Here is a 13,674-nt window from a genome sequence, read left to right as displayed (position 1 = left end):
TGGCACGCCCTCCGCTTGGGAGCGACAGGACGGGGGAGGGGCCTGCGCAGGCCCTTCCCCCTTTTTTGAATTTTTCGGAATGCAGGGAGGTAATGGCTTGACTCTCAACATCTTCGTCCAGCATTTCGTCAACGCCCTGAGCCTTGGTTCGCTCTATGGGCTGATCGCGGTGGGCTACACGATGGTCTACGGCATCCTGCGCCTCATCAACTTCGCCCACGGCGACATCTTCATGCTGGGGGCCTATTTCGTGTACTTTGCGACCATCGTCTACAGGCTCCCGTGGGTCCTGGGCGTCGCCCTCGCCGTCGCCGGCACGACGGCCTGCGGGCTTCTGGTGGACCGCATCGCCTACCGCCCGCTGCGCCGCGCGCCGCGCATCTCCGCGCTCATCAGCGCCATCGGCGTCTCCTTCTTCATCGAGAACTTCGCCGTCGTCGTCTTCACCGGAATGCCGCGCCCCGTGGTGCAGCCCCCGCTCCTGATGAAGCCCATCCTGGTGGGCGGCGGCGTGCGCCTCATCCCGCTGGGGCTGGTCGTCCCCGCCATCTCCTTCCTGCTGGTCGCCCTTCTCGTTTGGGTTATTTACCGGACGAAGCCGGGCCTCGCCATGCGCGCCATCTCCTTCGACATCGAGGCGACGCGCATGATGGGCGTCTCGGTGAATCGCATCATCGCCCTGGCCTTCGGCATCGGCTCCGCCCTCGCGGCCGTGGCGGGCATCCTGTGGGCGTTGCGCTATCCGCGGGTGGAGCCCTTCATGGGCATGACGCCGGGCATCAAGGCCTTCATCGCTGCGGTGCTGGGCGGCATCGGCTCCGTGCCGGGCGCCATGATCGGCGGCCTCCTCCTGGGGTTCGTGGAGATCATGTTCGTGGCCTTCTTTCCGGTGGTTTCGGGCTACAAGGACGCCTTCGCCTTCCTGATCCTGATCCTCATCCTGCTGTTCTGCCCCACGGGGCTTCTGGGCGAGAAAATGGAGGACAAGATATGACACGAGGGGACATCAACCGGAATATTTGCAGCCGGTGCCTCACCATCGCCGCCGTCTGTCTGTTCGCCTGGTTCCTGAACGAGGCCCCTTCCTTCCTGAACGGCTACTGGGTCCGTATCCTGAACCTCGTCGCCGTCAACGGCATCCTGGGCCTGAGCCTGAACCTCGTCTACGGCGTCACGGGCATGTTCTCCCTGGGACATGCGGGCTTCATGGCCATCGGCGCCTACGTCTCCGCCATCCTGATCCTGCCCGCGGCCCAGAAGCAGGCCATGTGGATATTGGACCCCATCCTCCCGTGGCTCCTGAACGTGAACGCCCCCTTCCTGCTCTCCATCCTCGCCGCAGGGCTGGCGGCGGCCTTCTTCGGCTGGCTGGTGGCCCTGCCGGTCCTGTCCCTCGGCGGAGACTACCTCGGCATCGCCACGCTGGGCTTTGCCGAGATCATCCGCATCCTCATCACGAACCTCACGCCGCTGACGAACGGCTCCCTGGGCCTGAAGGGCATCCCGCCCCACACGACGCTCTGGATGAGCTGGGGCTGCCTGGCGGCGGTGCTGGTCTGCACCGTTTCCATGCTGAACAGCGGCACGGGAGGCGCCATGCGGGCCGTGCGCGACGACGAGGCGGCCGCGCGCATGATGGGCATCAACACGTTCCGGATGCGGGTGCTGGCCTTCACGCTGGGCTGCTTTGGCGCCGGCCTGGGCGGCGCGCTGATGGGGAACCTCATCACGACCATCGACCCGCGCATGTTCATGATCACGCAGACCTACAACGTCCTGATGATCGTCGTCATCGGCGGGCTGGGGTCCGTCACGGGCTCCATCGTGGGCGCGGCGCTTGTCACCGTGATGCTGGAGTGGCTTCGCTTCGTCGAGAACCCCATCGTCGTCGGCTCGCTGCACATCCCCGGCATCCCCGGAATGCGCATGGTGATCTTCTCGATCCTCCTCATTGCGGTCATTATCTTCCGCCGCGAGGGGATCATGGGGATGCGCGAGTTCAGCTGGAGCTGGTTCTTCCCCCGGAGGCGCCGGAAGGAAGCGGAGGGGGCCGGCGGGAGCTTCGCCCTGACCTACCGGGCCCCCGCGCCCCTGCCGAAGGGCGGCCCCCTGCTGGAGGTGCGGGACCTCACCCTGCGCTTCGGGGGGCTGACGGCGGTGGACGGCCTCTCCCTGGACGTGGAGGAGGGAGCCATCGCGGGGCTCATCGGGCCGAACGGCGCGGGCAAGACCTCCGCCTTCAACGCCATCAGCGGCTTCTACAGGCCGGCGTCCGGATCGGTCCGCTTCATGGGGCGGGACATCACGGGCCGGCCCCCTCACAAGGTCTGCCGCGAGGGCATCTCCCGGACGTTCCAGAACATCCGCCTCTTTGCGAACGAGACGGCGCTGCAGAACGTCATGGTGGGGGCCTGGGTGCGGCGAAGGACCTACTGGTGGATGTCGCTCCTGCCCTTCGTCTTCACGGACGTGATCCGAGAGGAGACGGGTGTGCGCCAGTGCGCGCAGGAGCTCCTGGGCCGGCTTGGCCTGGCGTCCTACGCGAACGAGCGGGCGTCCGCCCTGCCCTACGGCGCACAGCGGCGGCTTGAGATCGCCCGCGCCCTGGGGACGGCCCCCCGCCTCCTGCTGCTGGACGAGCCGGCGGCGGGGATGAACCCCCAGGAGTCCTCGGAGCTGATGCAGTTCATCCGCCGCCTGCGGGACGAGTTCCACCTCACGATCCTGCTCATCGAGCACGACATGAAGGTGGTCATGAACGTGTGCGACACGATCCACGTGCTGGACCAGGGCAGGCTCATCGCCCGCGGCACGCCGGAGGAAATCCGGCGCGACCCCGGAGTCATCGAGGCCTACCTCGGCGCGGGCGCGGCGCAGAAGGAGGGGGCCTGAGATGAGCCTGCTCGAGGTCGAAAAGCTGAACGTGTACTACGGCGCAATCCACGCGGTGCGCGACGTGTCCCTCTCCATCGAAGAGGGCCAGGTCGTGACGCTCATCGGCGCGAACGGCGCGGGCAAGAGCAGCGTCATCCGCTCCATCATGGGGCTGACGCCGTCCCGCGCGGCGCGCATGGACCTCCGGGCCCCCGATGGGGAGGCGGTTCCCCTTCAGGGCAGGTCCACGGAGGACCGGGTTAAGATGGGCATCGCCCTGAGCCCGGAGGGCCGCCGCATCCTGCCCCACCTGACGGCGGAGGAGAACCTGCGGCTTGGGGCTTGGACGCGGAACGACGCCGCAGGCGTTGAGGAGGACCTGGAGCACGTCTTCACGCTCTTTCCGCGCCTCAGGGAGCGGCGGAGGCAGAAGGGCGGAACGCTCTCTGGCGGCGAGCAGCAGATGCTTTCCGTGGGCCGCGCCCTGATGAGCCGACCGAACCTCCTGATGCTGGACGAGCCGTCGCTGGGCCTGGCCCCCATCTTGGTGGAGGAGGTGTTCGACATCATCCGCGCCATCAACGCGCAGGGCCGGACCATCCTGCTGGTGGAGCAGAACGCCTGGGCCGCGCTGAAGATCGCGCACAGGGCCTACGTCCTGGAGGTGGGGGCCGTGGCCCTCTCCGGCACGGGGGAGGAGCTCTTGAACGACGCGCGCGTCCGGAGCGCCTACCTCGGCGGATAGCGTTTTTTTAAGCTTCTATTGAGGCGGCGGAAATGGGCACCGCGACGGAAATGGAACGGAGGTACGGAACATGAGGCGCATGGTTGAGAGGTTTGCGGGGGGGGTCGTCCTTGTGCTGGCGGCTCTGGCGGTCCTGACGCTGGCGGTGCCGGCGGGTGCCGCGCCGGAGGTGCGGGCGGAGTGGGCGGAGGACGCGCTGGCCGGCGTCACTGAATACGACGAGTGCACCGCCTTTGAGGGGGAACCTCAGGCGAAGGTTCTCCTGTCGGCGGAGAGGGCGGTGCGGGACCTCAAGGTGCTGGGGCTCACCTTCACGGAGATAAGCGAGGAGGGGAAGGCGAGCTTCGACGTCGAGGAGCGGTACGGGCAGAAGGAGTTGCTGCCGGGGCGCCCGCTCCTGGTCCGCATGATGTTTTTCGGCTCCATACCCAACAACGGGATCTCCTACGTTGACGGGACGGGCGCGACGCGGCGCTTCATCCTGGACCAAAGCGGTGAGGACGGCTCCCTGTTGCTGACGGAGTTTTAGCCCGCAGGCATCCGGCGGGGGGACTGCCCCCCGGACGATTTGGCTTATACCAATTTGCGTCTAAAGGGCAAGAAAGGCCCCCCTGCAAGGGGGGCTGCCCCGAAGGGGCTGGGGGGTGTTGAGCCTGAGAAACAACCCCTCCGGTTCGCTGACGCGAACCACCTCCCCTTTCAGGGGAGGCAATCCATATTAAACGCGAACTGGTATTATTTGATTTATTTTTGTTATTAAGGAGGAACGACGGATCATGGTGCGATCTTCACGTCTTTTTGGCCTGTTGGCGGCGTTTGCCGCCTGTGGGGCGCTCTGTCTTGGCGCGCTGGCGGGGCCGGCCGCGGGGCTGAGCGATGCGGAGTATCGCGAGATGATGAAGGACCGGGGCTTTGCCGAGGCCGACAGAGGGCTGAACGAAGTCTGGTCCAGGCTCCTGAAGGAGGGGGGCCTCTCAAAGGCGGGGATCAAGGCCCTGAAGGCGGATCAGGCGGAGTGGGTGAGGAAGGGGCGCGACGCGGCGGCCAGGCGTTATATGACGGAGGACAGCTACACGGCCCTCGAAGCCTACACGACGGTGACCGGAATGCGTGCAGATTCGCTGCCGGACATCGCGGAGCGGATATTCCTTCAGGATCGCCCCGACGGCCCCCAGGGCTATTACGTCCGGCGCGAGGACGGGCGGGAAACGAGCTGGCTCTCCGTCCGGTGGACCGACAAGGAGGCCGGAAAGGTCAACGTCGATATGGAGGCCAACCTGGTCCTGGGGCCGAAGGATGTCGAATCCCGCTACTGGTCTGGTGAGGGCACGGTGCGGAAAGGAGTGCTCAAGGCTGACGGAGACTACGATGGTCAGGGAAGCGCGACCTTCACCTTCAAAGGCGACAGCGTGCAGGTGGTGGTGTCCGAGGACATCGCCCCGGACGTGGACGTGACGCTCGATGGGACCTACGTCCGTCAGAGGCTGACGAAGCCGTAGCGCGCGGCGCTTCGCCCTGGACCAGAGCGGCGGGGACGGCTCCCTGTTGATGAGGGAGTTTTAGCCTGAAGGCAGGCATCTGGCGGGGGAAGGACTGCCCCCAGGACGATTGGCTTATTAAGGAGGAACGACGGACATGATACGACCTTCACGTCTTTTTGGTCTGTTGGCGGCGTTTGCCGCCTGTGGGGTGCTCTGTCTTGGCGCGCTGGCGGGGCCGGCTGCGGGGCTGAGCGATGCGGAGTACCGCGAGATGATGAAGGACCGGAATTTCGCCAGGGCCGACGGCGTGCTGAACGAAACCTGGTCCAGAATATTAAAGGAAGGTGGGCTGTCGAAGGCGGGGATCAAGGCCCTGAAGGCGGATCAGGCGGAGTGGGTGAGGAAGGGACGCGACGTGCAGGCCAAACTCATCATGGAGAGCGGCTACACGGCCCTCGAAGCCTACACGACGGCGACCGTGAGGCGTACGGAGGAGTTGCCTGGCCTCTCGGAGCGGATCTCCCTTCAGGATCGCCCCGACGGCCCCCAGGGCTATTACGTCCGTCGCGAAGGCGGGCGGGAGACTGGCTGGCTCTCCGTCCGGTGGACCGACAAGAAGGCCGGAGAGGTCAAAGTCGGCGCGGAGGCGATCGCGGTCCTGCAGCCGGACAGCGTCCGAAGTGGCGCCTGGTTCGGCGAGGGCACGGTGCGGAAGGGCGTGCTCAAGGCTTTGGACGGGGAGGAAAGCGCGACCTTCACCTTTAAGGGCGACAAGGTGCAGGTGGTGACGTCTCCGGGCTTCTCATCGAGCACCGTAGGTTTGGGCGTGACGATCGAGGGGACCTACGTTCGTCAGAGGCTGCCGAAGCCGTAGCGCGCGGCGCTTCGTCCTGGACCAGAGCGGCGAGGACGGCTCCCTGTTGATGACGGAGTTTTAGCCTGGGGGCAGCGTCCGGCGGTGGGAGGACTGCTCCCCGGACGATTTGGCTTATACCAATTTGCGTCTAAAGGGCAAGAAAGGCCCCCCTGCAAGGGGGGCTGCCCCGAAGGGGCTGGGGGGTGTTGAGCCTGAGAAACAACCCCTCCGGTTCGCTGACGCGAACCACCTCCCCTTTCAGGGGAGGCAATCCATATTAAACGCGAACTGGTATTATTTGATTTATTTTTGTTATTAAGGAGGAACGACGGATATGGTGCGACCCTCACGTCTTTTTGGCCTGTTGGCGGCGTTTGCCGCCTGTGGGGCGCTCTGTCTTGGCGCGCTGGCGGGGCCGGCCGCGGGGCTGAGCGATGCGGAGTATCGCGAGATGATGAAGGACCGGGGCTTTGCCGAGGCCGACAGAGCTCTGAACGAAGCCTGGGCCAGGATCCTGAAGGAGGGGGGCCTCTCGAAGGCGGGGATCAAGGCCCTGAAGGCGGATCAGGCGGAGTGGGTGAGGAAGGGGCGCGACACGCAGGCCAGGCTCATCATGGAGAACGGCTACGCGGCCCTCGAAGCCTACACGACGGCGACCGGAATGCGTACAGAGGCGCTGCCGGACCTCACGGAGCGGATCTTCCTTCAGGATCGTCCCGACGGCCCCCAGGGCTATTACGTCCGGCGCGAGGACGGGCGGGAGACGGGTTGGCTCTCCGTCCGGTGGATCGACAAGGAGGCCGGAGAGGTCAAAGTCGGCGCGGAGGCGATCGCGGTCCTGCAGCCGGACAGCGTCCGAAGTGGCGCCTGGTTCGGCGAGGGCACGGTGCGGAAGGGCGTGCTCAAGGCTTTGGACGGGGAGGAAAGCGCGACCTTCACCTTTAAGGGCGACAAGGTGCAGGTGGTGACGTCTCCGGGCTTCTCATCGAGCACCGTAGGTTTGGGCGTGACGATCGAGGGGACCTACGTTCGTCAGAGGCTGCCGAAGCCGTAGCGCGCGGCGCTTCGTCCTGGACCAGAGCGGCGAGGACGGCTCCCTGTTGATGACGGAGTTTTAGCCTGCAGGCATCCGGCGGGGGGACTGCCCCCCGGACGATTGGCTTATTAAGGAGGAACGACGGACATGGTGCGACCCTCACGTCTTTTTGGCCTGTTGGCGGCGTTTGCCGCCTGTGGGGCGCTCTGTCTTGGCGCGCTGGCGGGGCCGGCCGCGGGGCTGAGCGATGCGGAGTACCGCGAGATGATGAAGGACCGGAATTTCGCCAGGGCCGACGGCGCGCTGAACGAAACCTGGTCCAGAATATTAAAGGAAGGTGGGCTGTCGAAGGCGGGGATCAAGGCCCTGAAGGCGGATCAGGCGGAGTGGGTGAGGAAGGGGCGCGACACGCAGGCCAGGCTCATCATGGAGAACGGCTACGCGGCCCTCGAAGCCTACACGACGGCGACCGGAATGCGTACAGAGGCGCTGCCGGACCTCACGGAGCGGATCTTCCTTCAGGATCGTCCCGACGGCCCCCAGGGCTATTACGTCCGGCGCGAGGACGGGCGGGAGACGGGCTGGCTCTCCGTCCGGTGGATCGACAAGGAGGCCGGAGAGGTCCGCGTTGGCGCGGAGGCTATCGTGGTCCTGCGGCCGGACAACGTCCGAAGTGGCGCCTGGTCCGGCGAGGGCGCGGTGCGGAAGGGAGTGCTCAAGGCCTTGGACGGGGAGGAAAGCGCGACCTTCACCTTTAAGGGCGACAAGGTGCAGGTGGTGGCGTCTCCGGGCTTCTCGTCGAGCACCGTAGGTTTGGGCGTGACGATCGAGGGGACCTACGTCCGTCAGAGGCTGCCGAAGCCGTAGCGCGCGGCGCTTCATCTCGATGCCGCACGAACGGCGGCCCGGCGAGGCGCTCCGTCCTCTTTGGTGCCCGAACCGTCCAGCCCGCCGGAGCGCGATGAGGAACCCGCTTCTCAGCGGGTTCCTCATTTATAGCACCCCTATAGCACCCCTTGATGTGGCCTGCCCGCGCCTGGCACTCATGGTATACTTATACGGAAAAGTGCTGTGAGGCATGAGGTTGAGGCATGAAGTCCCCCCTGGCTCCCTCCTTCGGCAAACCGGAAAAGGCCCGCCTGCGAGGTGGTCCGGGTGCAGCGGCGCCTGGGCCGCCCTGCAGGGGCCCGGCACGCCGGGGCTGCGGAGGGCAGTGGGGCGGGACGCGATACGGGGGCACGTTCCGACCAATGCGGCCGGAGAGACGCCCCGAATTGAGGAGGTCCGAGCGTTGCTGTTGATCGAGAACCCGTCCACCGACCCCGCGTATAACCACGCCCTCGAGGAATACCTCTTGAAGAACCTTCAGGAGGACGTCGTGATGGTCTGGCAGAACGTGCCGACGATCCTGATCGGCCGGAATCAGGACGCCCTCTGCGAGTACGACGCCGACTACGTTCGGGAGAAGGGCATCCGCGTGGTGCGCCGGCTCTCCGGCGGAGGGGCCATCTACTGCGACCTCAGGAACCTGCAGTACTCCCTCATCGCCCCGTTTTGGAGCGGCGGCGGGGAGGACGAAAACCCGTTCCTCAAGTTCGCCTCGCCGGTCGTCGGTGCCCTGAAGCGGCTTGGCATCGACGCGGAGTTCACGGGCCGGAACGACATCACCGTGGAGGGCAAAAAGGTCTCCGGAAACGCCCAGTTTCGATACGGGGACCGGGTGCTGCACCACGGGACGCTCCTGTTCGACGTGGACCGGGAGGCCATATCGAGGGCGCTGCGCCCCAACCCCGTCAAGTTCGTGAACAAGCAGGTCCGCTCCGTCGCCAGCCGGATCGGGACCCTTGCCCCATACGTCCGCATGGACGTGCGGGACTTCATGGAATACCTGAAGGAACAGCTCATGGGGCACTACGGCGTCCGCGAGACCTGCGCCGTCCACCAGGAGGACCTGCGGGAGGTCCTGCGGATCAAGCGGGAGCGCTTCGACTCCCCGGCGTGGAACTTCGGGATCCGCTACCGGTTCACGCACCGCTACGACGTCCGGCACCCCTTCGGCATGATCGGGTATCGCCTGGAGGTCGGGCGGAGCCTCATCGAGCACGCGGAGATTTTGGGGGACTTCTTCGGGGACCGGGACGTCTTCGAGCTGGCCGGACGCTTGAAGGGCTGCGCGATCGAGCGCGAGTCGCTGCGCCGGGGGCTCGAGGGGGTCCGCGTTGACGACTACATCCGGGGCATGGAGAACGAGGTCCTGATCCAGGACGTCCTGGCCGTCCAGGCCACGGACGCCGCATAAAGGAGGAACAGCCCATGACGGAACCCAGAGCGGCGATGCGGAAGCCTGAGTGGCTCAAGATCAAGGTTCAGGGAGGGCGCCCGTTTCAGGAGGTCGAGGCGCTCCTGAAGGCCCTGCACCTGAACACCGTGTGTCAGGAGGCCAACTGTCCGAACCGCATGGAGTGCTACGGCAAGAGGACGGCGACCTTCATCATTCTGGGGCGAAACTGCACGCGCAACTGCACCTTCTGCAACGTCAGCCGGGAGCGACCCGACCCCGTGGACCCGCTGGAGCCGGAGCACGTCGCCGCGGCCGTCCGCTCCCTGAAGCTCCGCCACGCCGTCATCACCTCCGTCACGCGGGACGACCTGCCCGATCAGGGGGCGGGGCAATTCGCCGCCTGCGTCCGGGAGCTTCGGGCGCAGTGTCCGGAGACGACCGTCGAGCTCCTGATCCCCGACATGCAGGGGCGCGAGGACCTGCTGGACGTCATCCTGGCGGAGCGCCCGGAGGTCCTGAACCACAACGTGGAGACGGTCCCCGCCCTCTACCCCAGGGTGCGCCCCCAGGCCGACTTCGAGCGCTCCCTGGGGGTCCTCCGCTACGCCAAGAGCAAGGGCTTCAAGACGAAGTCGGGCATCATGGTCGGGCTGGGAGAGCGGGAGGACGAGGTGATCGACGTCATGAGGCGCCTCAGGGAGGGCGACTGCGACATGCTGACCGTGGGGCAGTACCTGCAGCCCACCGCGCGGCACATCGCGGTGCACGAGTACGTCACGCCGGAGACCTTCGAGCGCTATCGGATCGAGGCCCTCGAGCTGGGCTTCGCGCGGGTGGCGTCGGGGCCGTTCGTCCGCAGCTCCTACAAGGCCGAGGCGCTTTGAGGGGTTCAGGCGTCCGTCGGGCGAAAGCGCTCCGCCCGATTCTGAAGCGAAGGAGGGCCCTGCGCCATGCCGCTTGAAATCGTCAGGAACGACATCACGAAGATGAAGGTGGACGCCATCGTGAACGCCGCCAACTCGTCGCTGTTGGGCGGGGGCGGCGTTGACGGGTGCATTCACCGCGCCGCCGGCGCGGGGCTCCTGGAGGAGTGCCGGACGCTGGGGGGCTGTGAGACGGGAAGCGCAAAGATAACCGGCGGCTACGGGCTGCCCTGCAGGTACGTCATCCACGCCGTCGGCCCGGTGTGGCGGGACGGCCGGCACGGGGAGCGGGACCTGCTCGCCTCCTGCTACAGGACCTCCCTCGAGCTGGCGAAGGAGCACGGCTGCGAGTCCGTCGCCTTCCCCCTCATCTCCTCCGGCGCCTACGGCTACCCGAAGGACCGGGCGCTCCGGGTCGCGGTCGACACGATCAGCGAATTCCTCTTCCGGAACGACATGACCGTCTACATCGTCATCTTCGACCGGAGGGCCTACCAGATCAGCGCGAAGCTGTTCCGGGACGTCGCGGAGTACGTGGACGACCACTACGTCGAGGAGCACGCGGACAGGAACGAGGCGCAGCGGCGCAGGAGGTCGTTCCCTGAGTGGGAGGCGGAGCTGCTGAGGTCCGCCGAGGTCCTGGAGGACCTCGACGAAGTCCATGAATGCGTCCCCCGAGATCCCGCCCGGAAGAGGGGGCCGATGAGCCCCGCCGGGCCTCTGAAGGACCTCGACGAGGTGGTGAGCCGGATCGACGAGAGCTTTTCGCGAATGCTCCTCCGCAAGATCGACGAAAAGGGCATGACGGACGTGGAGTGCTACAAGAAGGCCAACATCGACCGGAAGCTCTTCTCGAAGATCAGGAGCGACGTGGACTACAGGCCGAGCAAGCCCACGGCCCTCGCCTTTGCCATCGCGCTGGAGCTGCCCCTCGACGAGGCAAAGGACATGCTGATGAAGGCCGGGTTCGCGCTCTCCCGCAGCAGCAAGTTCGACGTCATCATCGAGTACTTCATCCGGAACGGAAACTACAACGTGTTCGAGATCAACGAGGCGCTCTTCGCCTTCAACCAGAGCCTGCTGGGGGCGTAGCGGGGGCCCGCCTGGCGCTATTCCGCGTCGCCTTTCCGGCCGCTTCGTCGGCGGCAGTCCTCGTCGATGCGCCGCTTCCAATCGGCGGACAGGGGCTGGCGGAGCCTGACGGTGGAGATGGCCTCGCTCATCACGTCGTAGTTGAGCCGCGTCCCCTCGCTGTCGCTGCAATAGTTCGCGGCGCGGTCCCTGCCGATCCCGAAGCGCTCTGCGGTCTCGATCGCGTCGATGTTGGCGCCGAGGAACAGGAACTCCCAGCCGTACCGGCTCTTCTCGAGCTCGATCATCTGCCTGACCTTTCTGAGGCCGTACCGGCGGCTCGCGTTCTCCTGTCCGTCGGTCGTGATCACGAACAGGGTGCGCTCCGGCACGTCCTCGGGGCGGGCGTACCGGTGGACGTTCCCGATGTGGTGGATCGCGCCGCCGATGGCGTCCAGCAGCGCGGTGGACCCGCCGACGGAGTACTCCGCCTCCGTCAGGGGCCTGACGTCCTTCACGTCCGCGCGGTCGTGGAGGACCTCGCTCTGGTCGTTGAAGAGGACCGTGGAGATGAGGGCCTCGCCGTCCCCCTTCCTCTGCTTCTCGATCATGGCGTTGAAGCCGCCGATGGTGTCGGACTCCAGCCCGCTCATGGAGCCGCTGCGGTCAAGGACGAACACGATCTCCGTCAGGTTCTCTTTCATCTTCGAGCCCTCCTGTGACCGGCGCCGCGCGAGACGGCGGGGCCGTTTTTTTACCCTTACGGCCCCATTATAGGAGGGAGGCGGCCGTCCGTGGTCGCATGGAAAGCGACATCGAGGCCGTGGCTTCCGGAAGGCGCCGAGCCCCGCAGGGGGACGCCCCGGTCACTCCCTGTAGCGGGCCATCAGGTACTCGTCCGCATACCGGCCGTCCCGGATGGCCGCGAAGCGCTCCGTCCCCTCGACGACGAACCCCAGGGATTTGTAGAGCCCGATGGCCCGCTGGTTGTCCGTAAAGACGGTGAGCTGCACGCGCTTCAGCATCAGCCATCGGTCCGCGATGTCGAGGAGCGCGGAGAGGAGAGAACGGCCGATGCCGCGGCCCTGATACTCGCGGTGCACCATGATGCCGAGCGTTCCCACGTGTCGCTGCCGCGCCGGCTTCGACACCTCGAGCCCCGCCAGGCCGACGACGCGCCCATCGACCTCCGCCGCCAGCAGCGGGTCCCGCATCCCGCGCAGAAAGTCCTCGACGTCCTCCAGCCGCTCGCTTTGGAGCGAAAGGATGTTCTCGAACACGCCCGTCATGACGCGCAGCGCGTGGATGTCCCGCGCATCCGCCATGGCGGCGGGGCGGACGTTCACGGGGGAAGGGCCGCTCAACGTCAGACCTCCGGGGTGAGCAGCTTCTCGACGTCCGCTCCCGACGCCCCCGCGAACATCTCCCCCGGCTCAAAGCCGGAGAGCGCCTCGTGCAGCGCCTCCCGCGTGTAGGGCGTCCCCAGGATGCGGCTCAGGAGCGGCCCATAGTCCCCCGTCCCGAAGTAGTCGCCGAAGAACGTGCAGCCCGTCACGCGCCCGTCCTGGACGCTCAGGCGCGCCTCGACGCCACCCCAGGGGAAGCGCTCGCGCCGCGCCTCCGTGAAGGCGGGGGAGGTGCCGTAGTTCCACTCCCAGGTGGAGTACTTCTCGTCCATCAGCTTCTGCACCTCGCGGCCGTCCTCCTCCGTCAGCGTCCTTGGGGTCAGGCCCTGAATCTGTGCCTGGAGCAGCGCCATGAAGTCCCGCGCTGTCATGTCCCCCGCGTTCGGCATGTGGGGCTTGACGTTGGTGACGCGGCTGCGCACGGACTGCACGCCCTTGCTCTTGAACTTCGCCGCGTCGACGTTCAGCGCCTGGGAGAGGACGTCCAGGTCCTCGTCGAAGAGCAGCGTCCCGTGGTGCATGGCGATGCCTCCGTGCCGATACTGCGCGCCGCCCGAGATCTTCTTTCCGTCGATGGCGATGTCGTTGCGGCCCGACAGCTCCGCGTGGACCCCCAGCTTGTCCAGGGCGTCGATGATGGGCTGGGTGAAGAAGGCGAAGTCGAACTCGCCCAGGTCGGCCCGGACGAAGCTGTAGTTGATGTTGCCCAGGTCGTGGTAGACGGCGCCGCCCCCCGAGTTTCGCCGCACCACGTGGATGCCGTGCCGCTTCACGAAGTCCCCGTTGATCTCGCTCAGGGTGCTCTGAAAGCGCCCGACGACGATGGTCGGCTCGTTCTGCCACAGCATGAAGAACTCGCTGCCCTCGCGGGCGGCCAGGCGGCAGAGGTACTCCTCGAGCGCGAGGTTGTGCTGCGGGCGCGTGTCGTGATTTTCGATCGTGTACACAGGTCGTTCCTCCCAATAATAAAAGTAAAATGGTGTGATACCAATTTGTGTCTA

General features: G+C 66.2%; 14 protein-coding genes. 11 read left to right on the top strand and 3 right to left on the bottom strand.

Going from position 1 to position 13,674, the window contains the following annotated elements; genetic code table 11:
* Positions 1–97 precede the first annotated feature (97 nt).
* The 11 genes from ACK28C_RS03985 to ACK28C_RS03935 all read left to right on the top strand — a co-directional run bounded on the left by ACK28C_RS03985 (position 98) and on the right by ACK28C_RS03935 (position 11,288).
* Positions 98–994, top strand: a complete 897-nt coding sequence (locus ACK28C_RS03985; protein WP_208873699.1) for a branched-chain amino acid ABC transporter permease — start codon at positions 98–100, stop codon at positions 992–994.
* Positions 991–2,892: an ABC transporter permease subunit gene (locus tag ACK28C_RS03980; RefSeq protein ID WP_409152469.1), complete on the top strand. Its 1,902-nt coding sequence runs from the start codon at positions 991–993 to the stop codon at positions 2,890–2,892. The genes ACK28C_RS03985 and ACK28C_RS03980 overlap by 4 nt, the downstream gene beginning before the upstream one ends.
* 1 nt (position 2,893) lies before the next feature.
* Positions 2,894–3,619, top strand: a complete 726-nt coding sequence (locus tag ACK28C_RS03975; RefSeq protein ID WP_015556965.1) for an ABC transporter ATP-binding protein — start codon at positions 2,894–2,896, stop codon at positions 3,617–3,619.
* A 70-nt stretch (positions 3,620–3,689) separates the two neighbouring features.
* Complete coding sequence (locus tag ACK28C_RS03970) at positions 3,690–4,148, top strand: hypothetical protein (RefSeq protein WP_015556966.1); 459 nt, start codon at positions 3,690–3,692, stop codon at positions 4,146–4,148.
* A gap of 247 nt (positions 4,149–4,395) precedes the next feature.
* Entirely contained in the window at positions 4,396–5,118 is a 723-nt protein-coding gene (locus ACK28C_RS03965) for a hypothetical protein (RefSeq protein ID WP_409152468.1), read from the top strand.
* A gap of 136 nt (positions 5,119–5,254) precedes the next feature.
* On the top strand, positions 5,255–5,974 hold the full coding sequence (locus ACK28C_RS03960) for a hypothetical protein (RefSeq protein WP_409152467.1): 720 nt from the start codon (positions 5,255–5,257) through the stop codon (positions 5,972–5,974).
* 316 nt (positions 5,975–6,290) lie between these two features.
* Positions 6,291–7,010, top strand: a complete 720-nt coding sequence (locus tag ACK28C_RS03955) for a hypothetical protein (protein ID WP_409152466.1) — start codon at positions 6,291–6,293, stop codon at positions 7,008–7,010.
* Positions 7,011–7,139: 129 nt separating this feature from the next.
* Positions 7,140–7,859: a hypothetical protein gene (locus ACK28C_RS03950; protein ID WP_409152465.1), complete on the top strand. Its 720-nt coding sequence runs from the start codon at positions 7,140–7,142 to the stop codon at positions 7,857–7,859.
* Positions 7,860–8,283: 424 nt separating this feature from the next.
* The gene (locus ACK28C_RS03945) at positions 8,284–9,291 is read left to right on the top strand and encodes a lipoate--protein ligase (protein ID WP_208872588.1); all 1,008 of its coding nucleotides are present in this window, start codon (positions 8,284–8,286) and stop codon (positions 9,289–9,291) included.
* A gap of 14 nt (positions 9,292–9,305) precedes the next feature.
* Complete coding sequence (gene lipA / locus ACK28C_RS03940) at positions 9,306–10,157, top strand: lipoyl synthase (RefSeq protein ID WP_015556021.1); 852 nt, start codon at positions 9,306–9,308, stop codon at positions 10,155–10,157.
* 66 nt (positions 10,158–10,223) lie between these two features.
* Positions 10,224–11,288, top strand: a complete 1,065-nt coding sequence (locus ACK28C_RS03935; RefSeq protein ID WP_015556022.1) for an O-acetyl-ADP-ribose deacetylase — start codon at positions 10,224–10,226, stop codon at positions 11,286–11,288.
* Positions 11,289–11,305: 17 nt separating this feature from the next.
* Here the strand turns inward: ACK28C_RS03935 and ACK28C_RS03930 are convergent, their stop codons facing one another.
* The 3 genes from ACK28C_RS03930 to ACK28C_RS03920 all read right to left on the bottom strand — a co-directional run bounded on the left by ACK28C_RS03930 (position 11,306) and on the right by ACK28C_RS03920 (position 13,620).
* Complete coding sequence (locus ACK28C_RS03930; RefSeq protein WP_015556023.1) at positions 11,306–11,971, bottom strand: vWA domain-containing protein; 666 nt, start codon at positions 11,969–11,971, stop codon at positions 11,306–11,308.
* A gap of 162 nt (positions 11,972–12,133) precedes the next feature.
* Entirely contained in the window at positions 12,134–12,631 is a 498-nt protein-coding gene (locus ACK28C_RS03925; RefSeq protein WP_208872589.1) for a GNAT family N-acetyltransferase, read from the bottom strand.
* A 2-nt stretch (positions 12,632–12,633) separates the two neighbouring features.
* Complete coding sequence (locus tag ACK28C_RS03920) at positions 12,634–13,620, bottom strand: lipoate--protein ligase (protein WP_208872590.1); 987 nt, start codon at positions 13,618–13,620, stop codon at positions 12,634–12,636.
* Positions 13,621–13,674: the final 54 nt, after the last annotated feature.

The organism is Fretibacterium fastidiosum (genome assembly GCF_964642095.1).
GTDB lineage: Bacteria > Synergistota > Synergistia > Synergistales > Aminobacteriaceae > Fretibacterium > Fretibacterium fastidiosum.
Note: the sequence above shows the minus strand (reverse complement) of the source record. Positions and strands in the feature narration are given on the sequence as shown.

Coding starts and splice junctions, on each gene's coding strand:
- ACK28C_RS03975 (WP_015556965.1), top strand. CDS start 2,894: ATGAGCCTGCTCGAGGTCGAAAAGCTGAACGTGTACTACGGCGCAATC.
- ACK28C_RS03930 (WP_015556023.1), bottom strand. CDS start 11,971: ATGAAAGAGAACCTGACGGAGATCGTGTTCGTCCTTGACCGCAGCGGC.
- ACK28C_RS03950 (WP_409152465.1), top strand. CDS start 7,140: ATGGTGCGACCCTCACGTCTTTTTGGCCTGTTGGCGGCGTTTGCCGCC.
- ACK28C_RS03960 (WP_409152467.1), top strand. CDS start 5,255: ATGATACGACCTTCACGTCTTTTTGGTCTGTTGGCGGCGTTTGCCGCC.
- ACK28C_RS03935 (WP_015556022.1), top strand. CDS start 10,224: ATGCCGCTTGAAATCGTCAGGAACGACATCACGAAGATGAAGGTGGAC.
- ACK28C_RS03980 (WP_409152469.1), top strand. CDS start 991: ATGACACGAGGGGACATCAACCGGAATATTTGCAGCCGGTGCCTCACC.
- ACK28C_RS03965 (WP_409152468.1), top strand. CDS start 4,396: ATGGTGCGATCTTCACGTCTTTTTGGCCTGTTGGCGGCGTTTGCCGCC.
- ACK28C_RS03970 (WP_015556966.1), top strand. CDS start 3,690: ATGAGGCGCATGGTTGAGAGGTTTGCGGGGGGGGTCGTCCTTGTGCTG.
- lipA (WP_015556021.1), top strand. CDS start 9,306: ATGACGGAACCCAGAGCGGCGATGCGGAAGCCTGAGTGGCTCAAGATC.
- ACK28C_RS03955 (WP_409152466.1), top strand. CDS start 6,291: ATGGTGCGACCCTCACGTCTTTTTGGCCTGTTGGCGGCGTTTGCCGCC.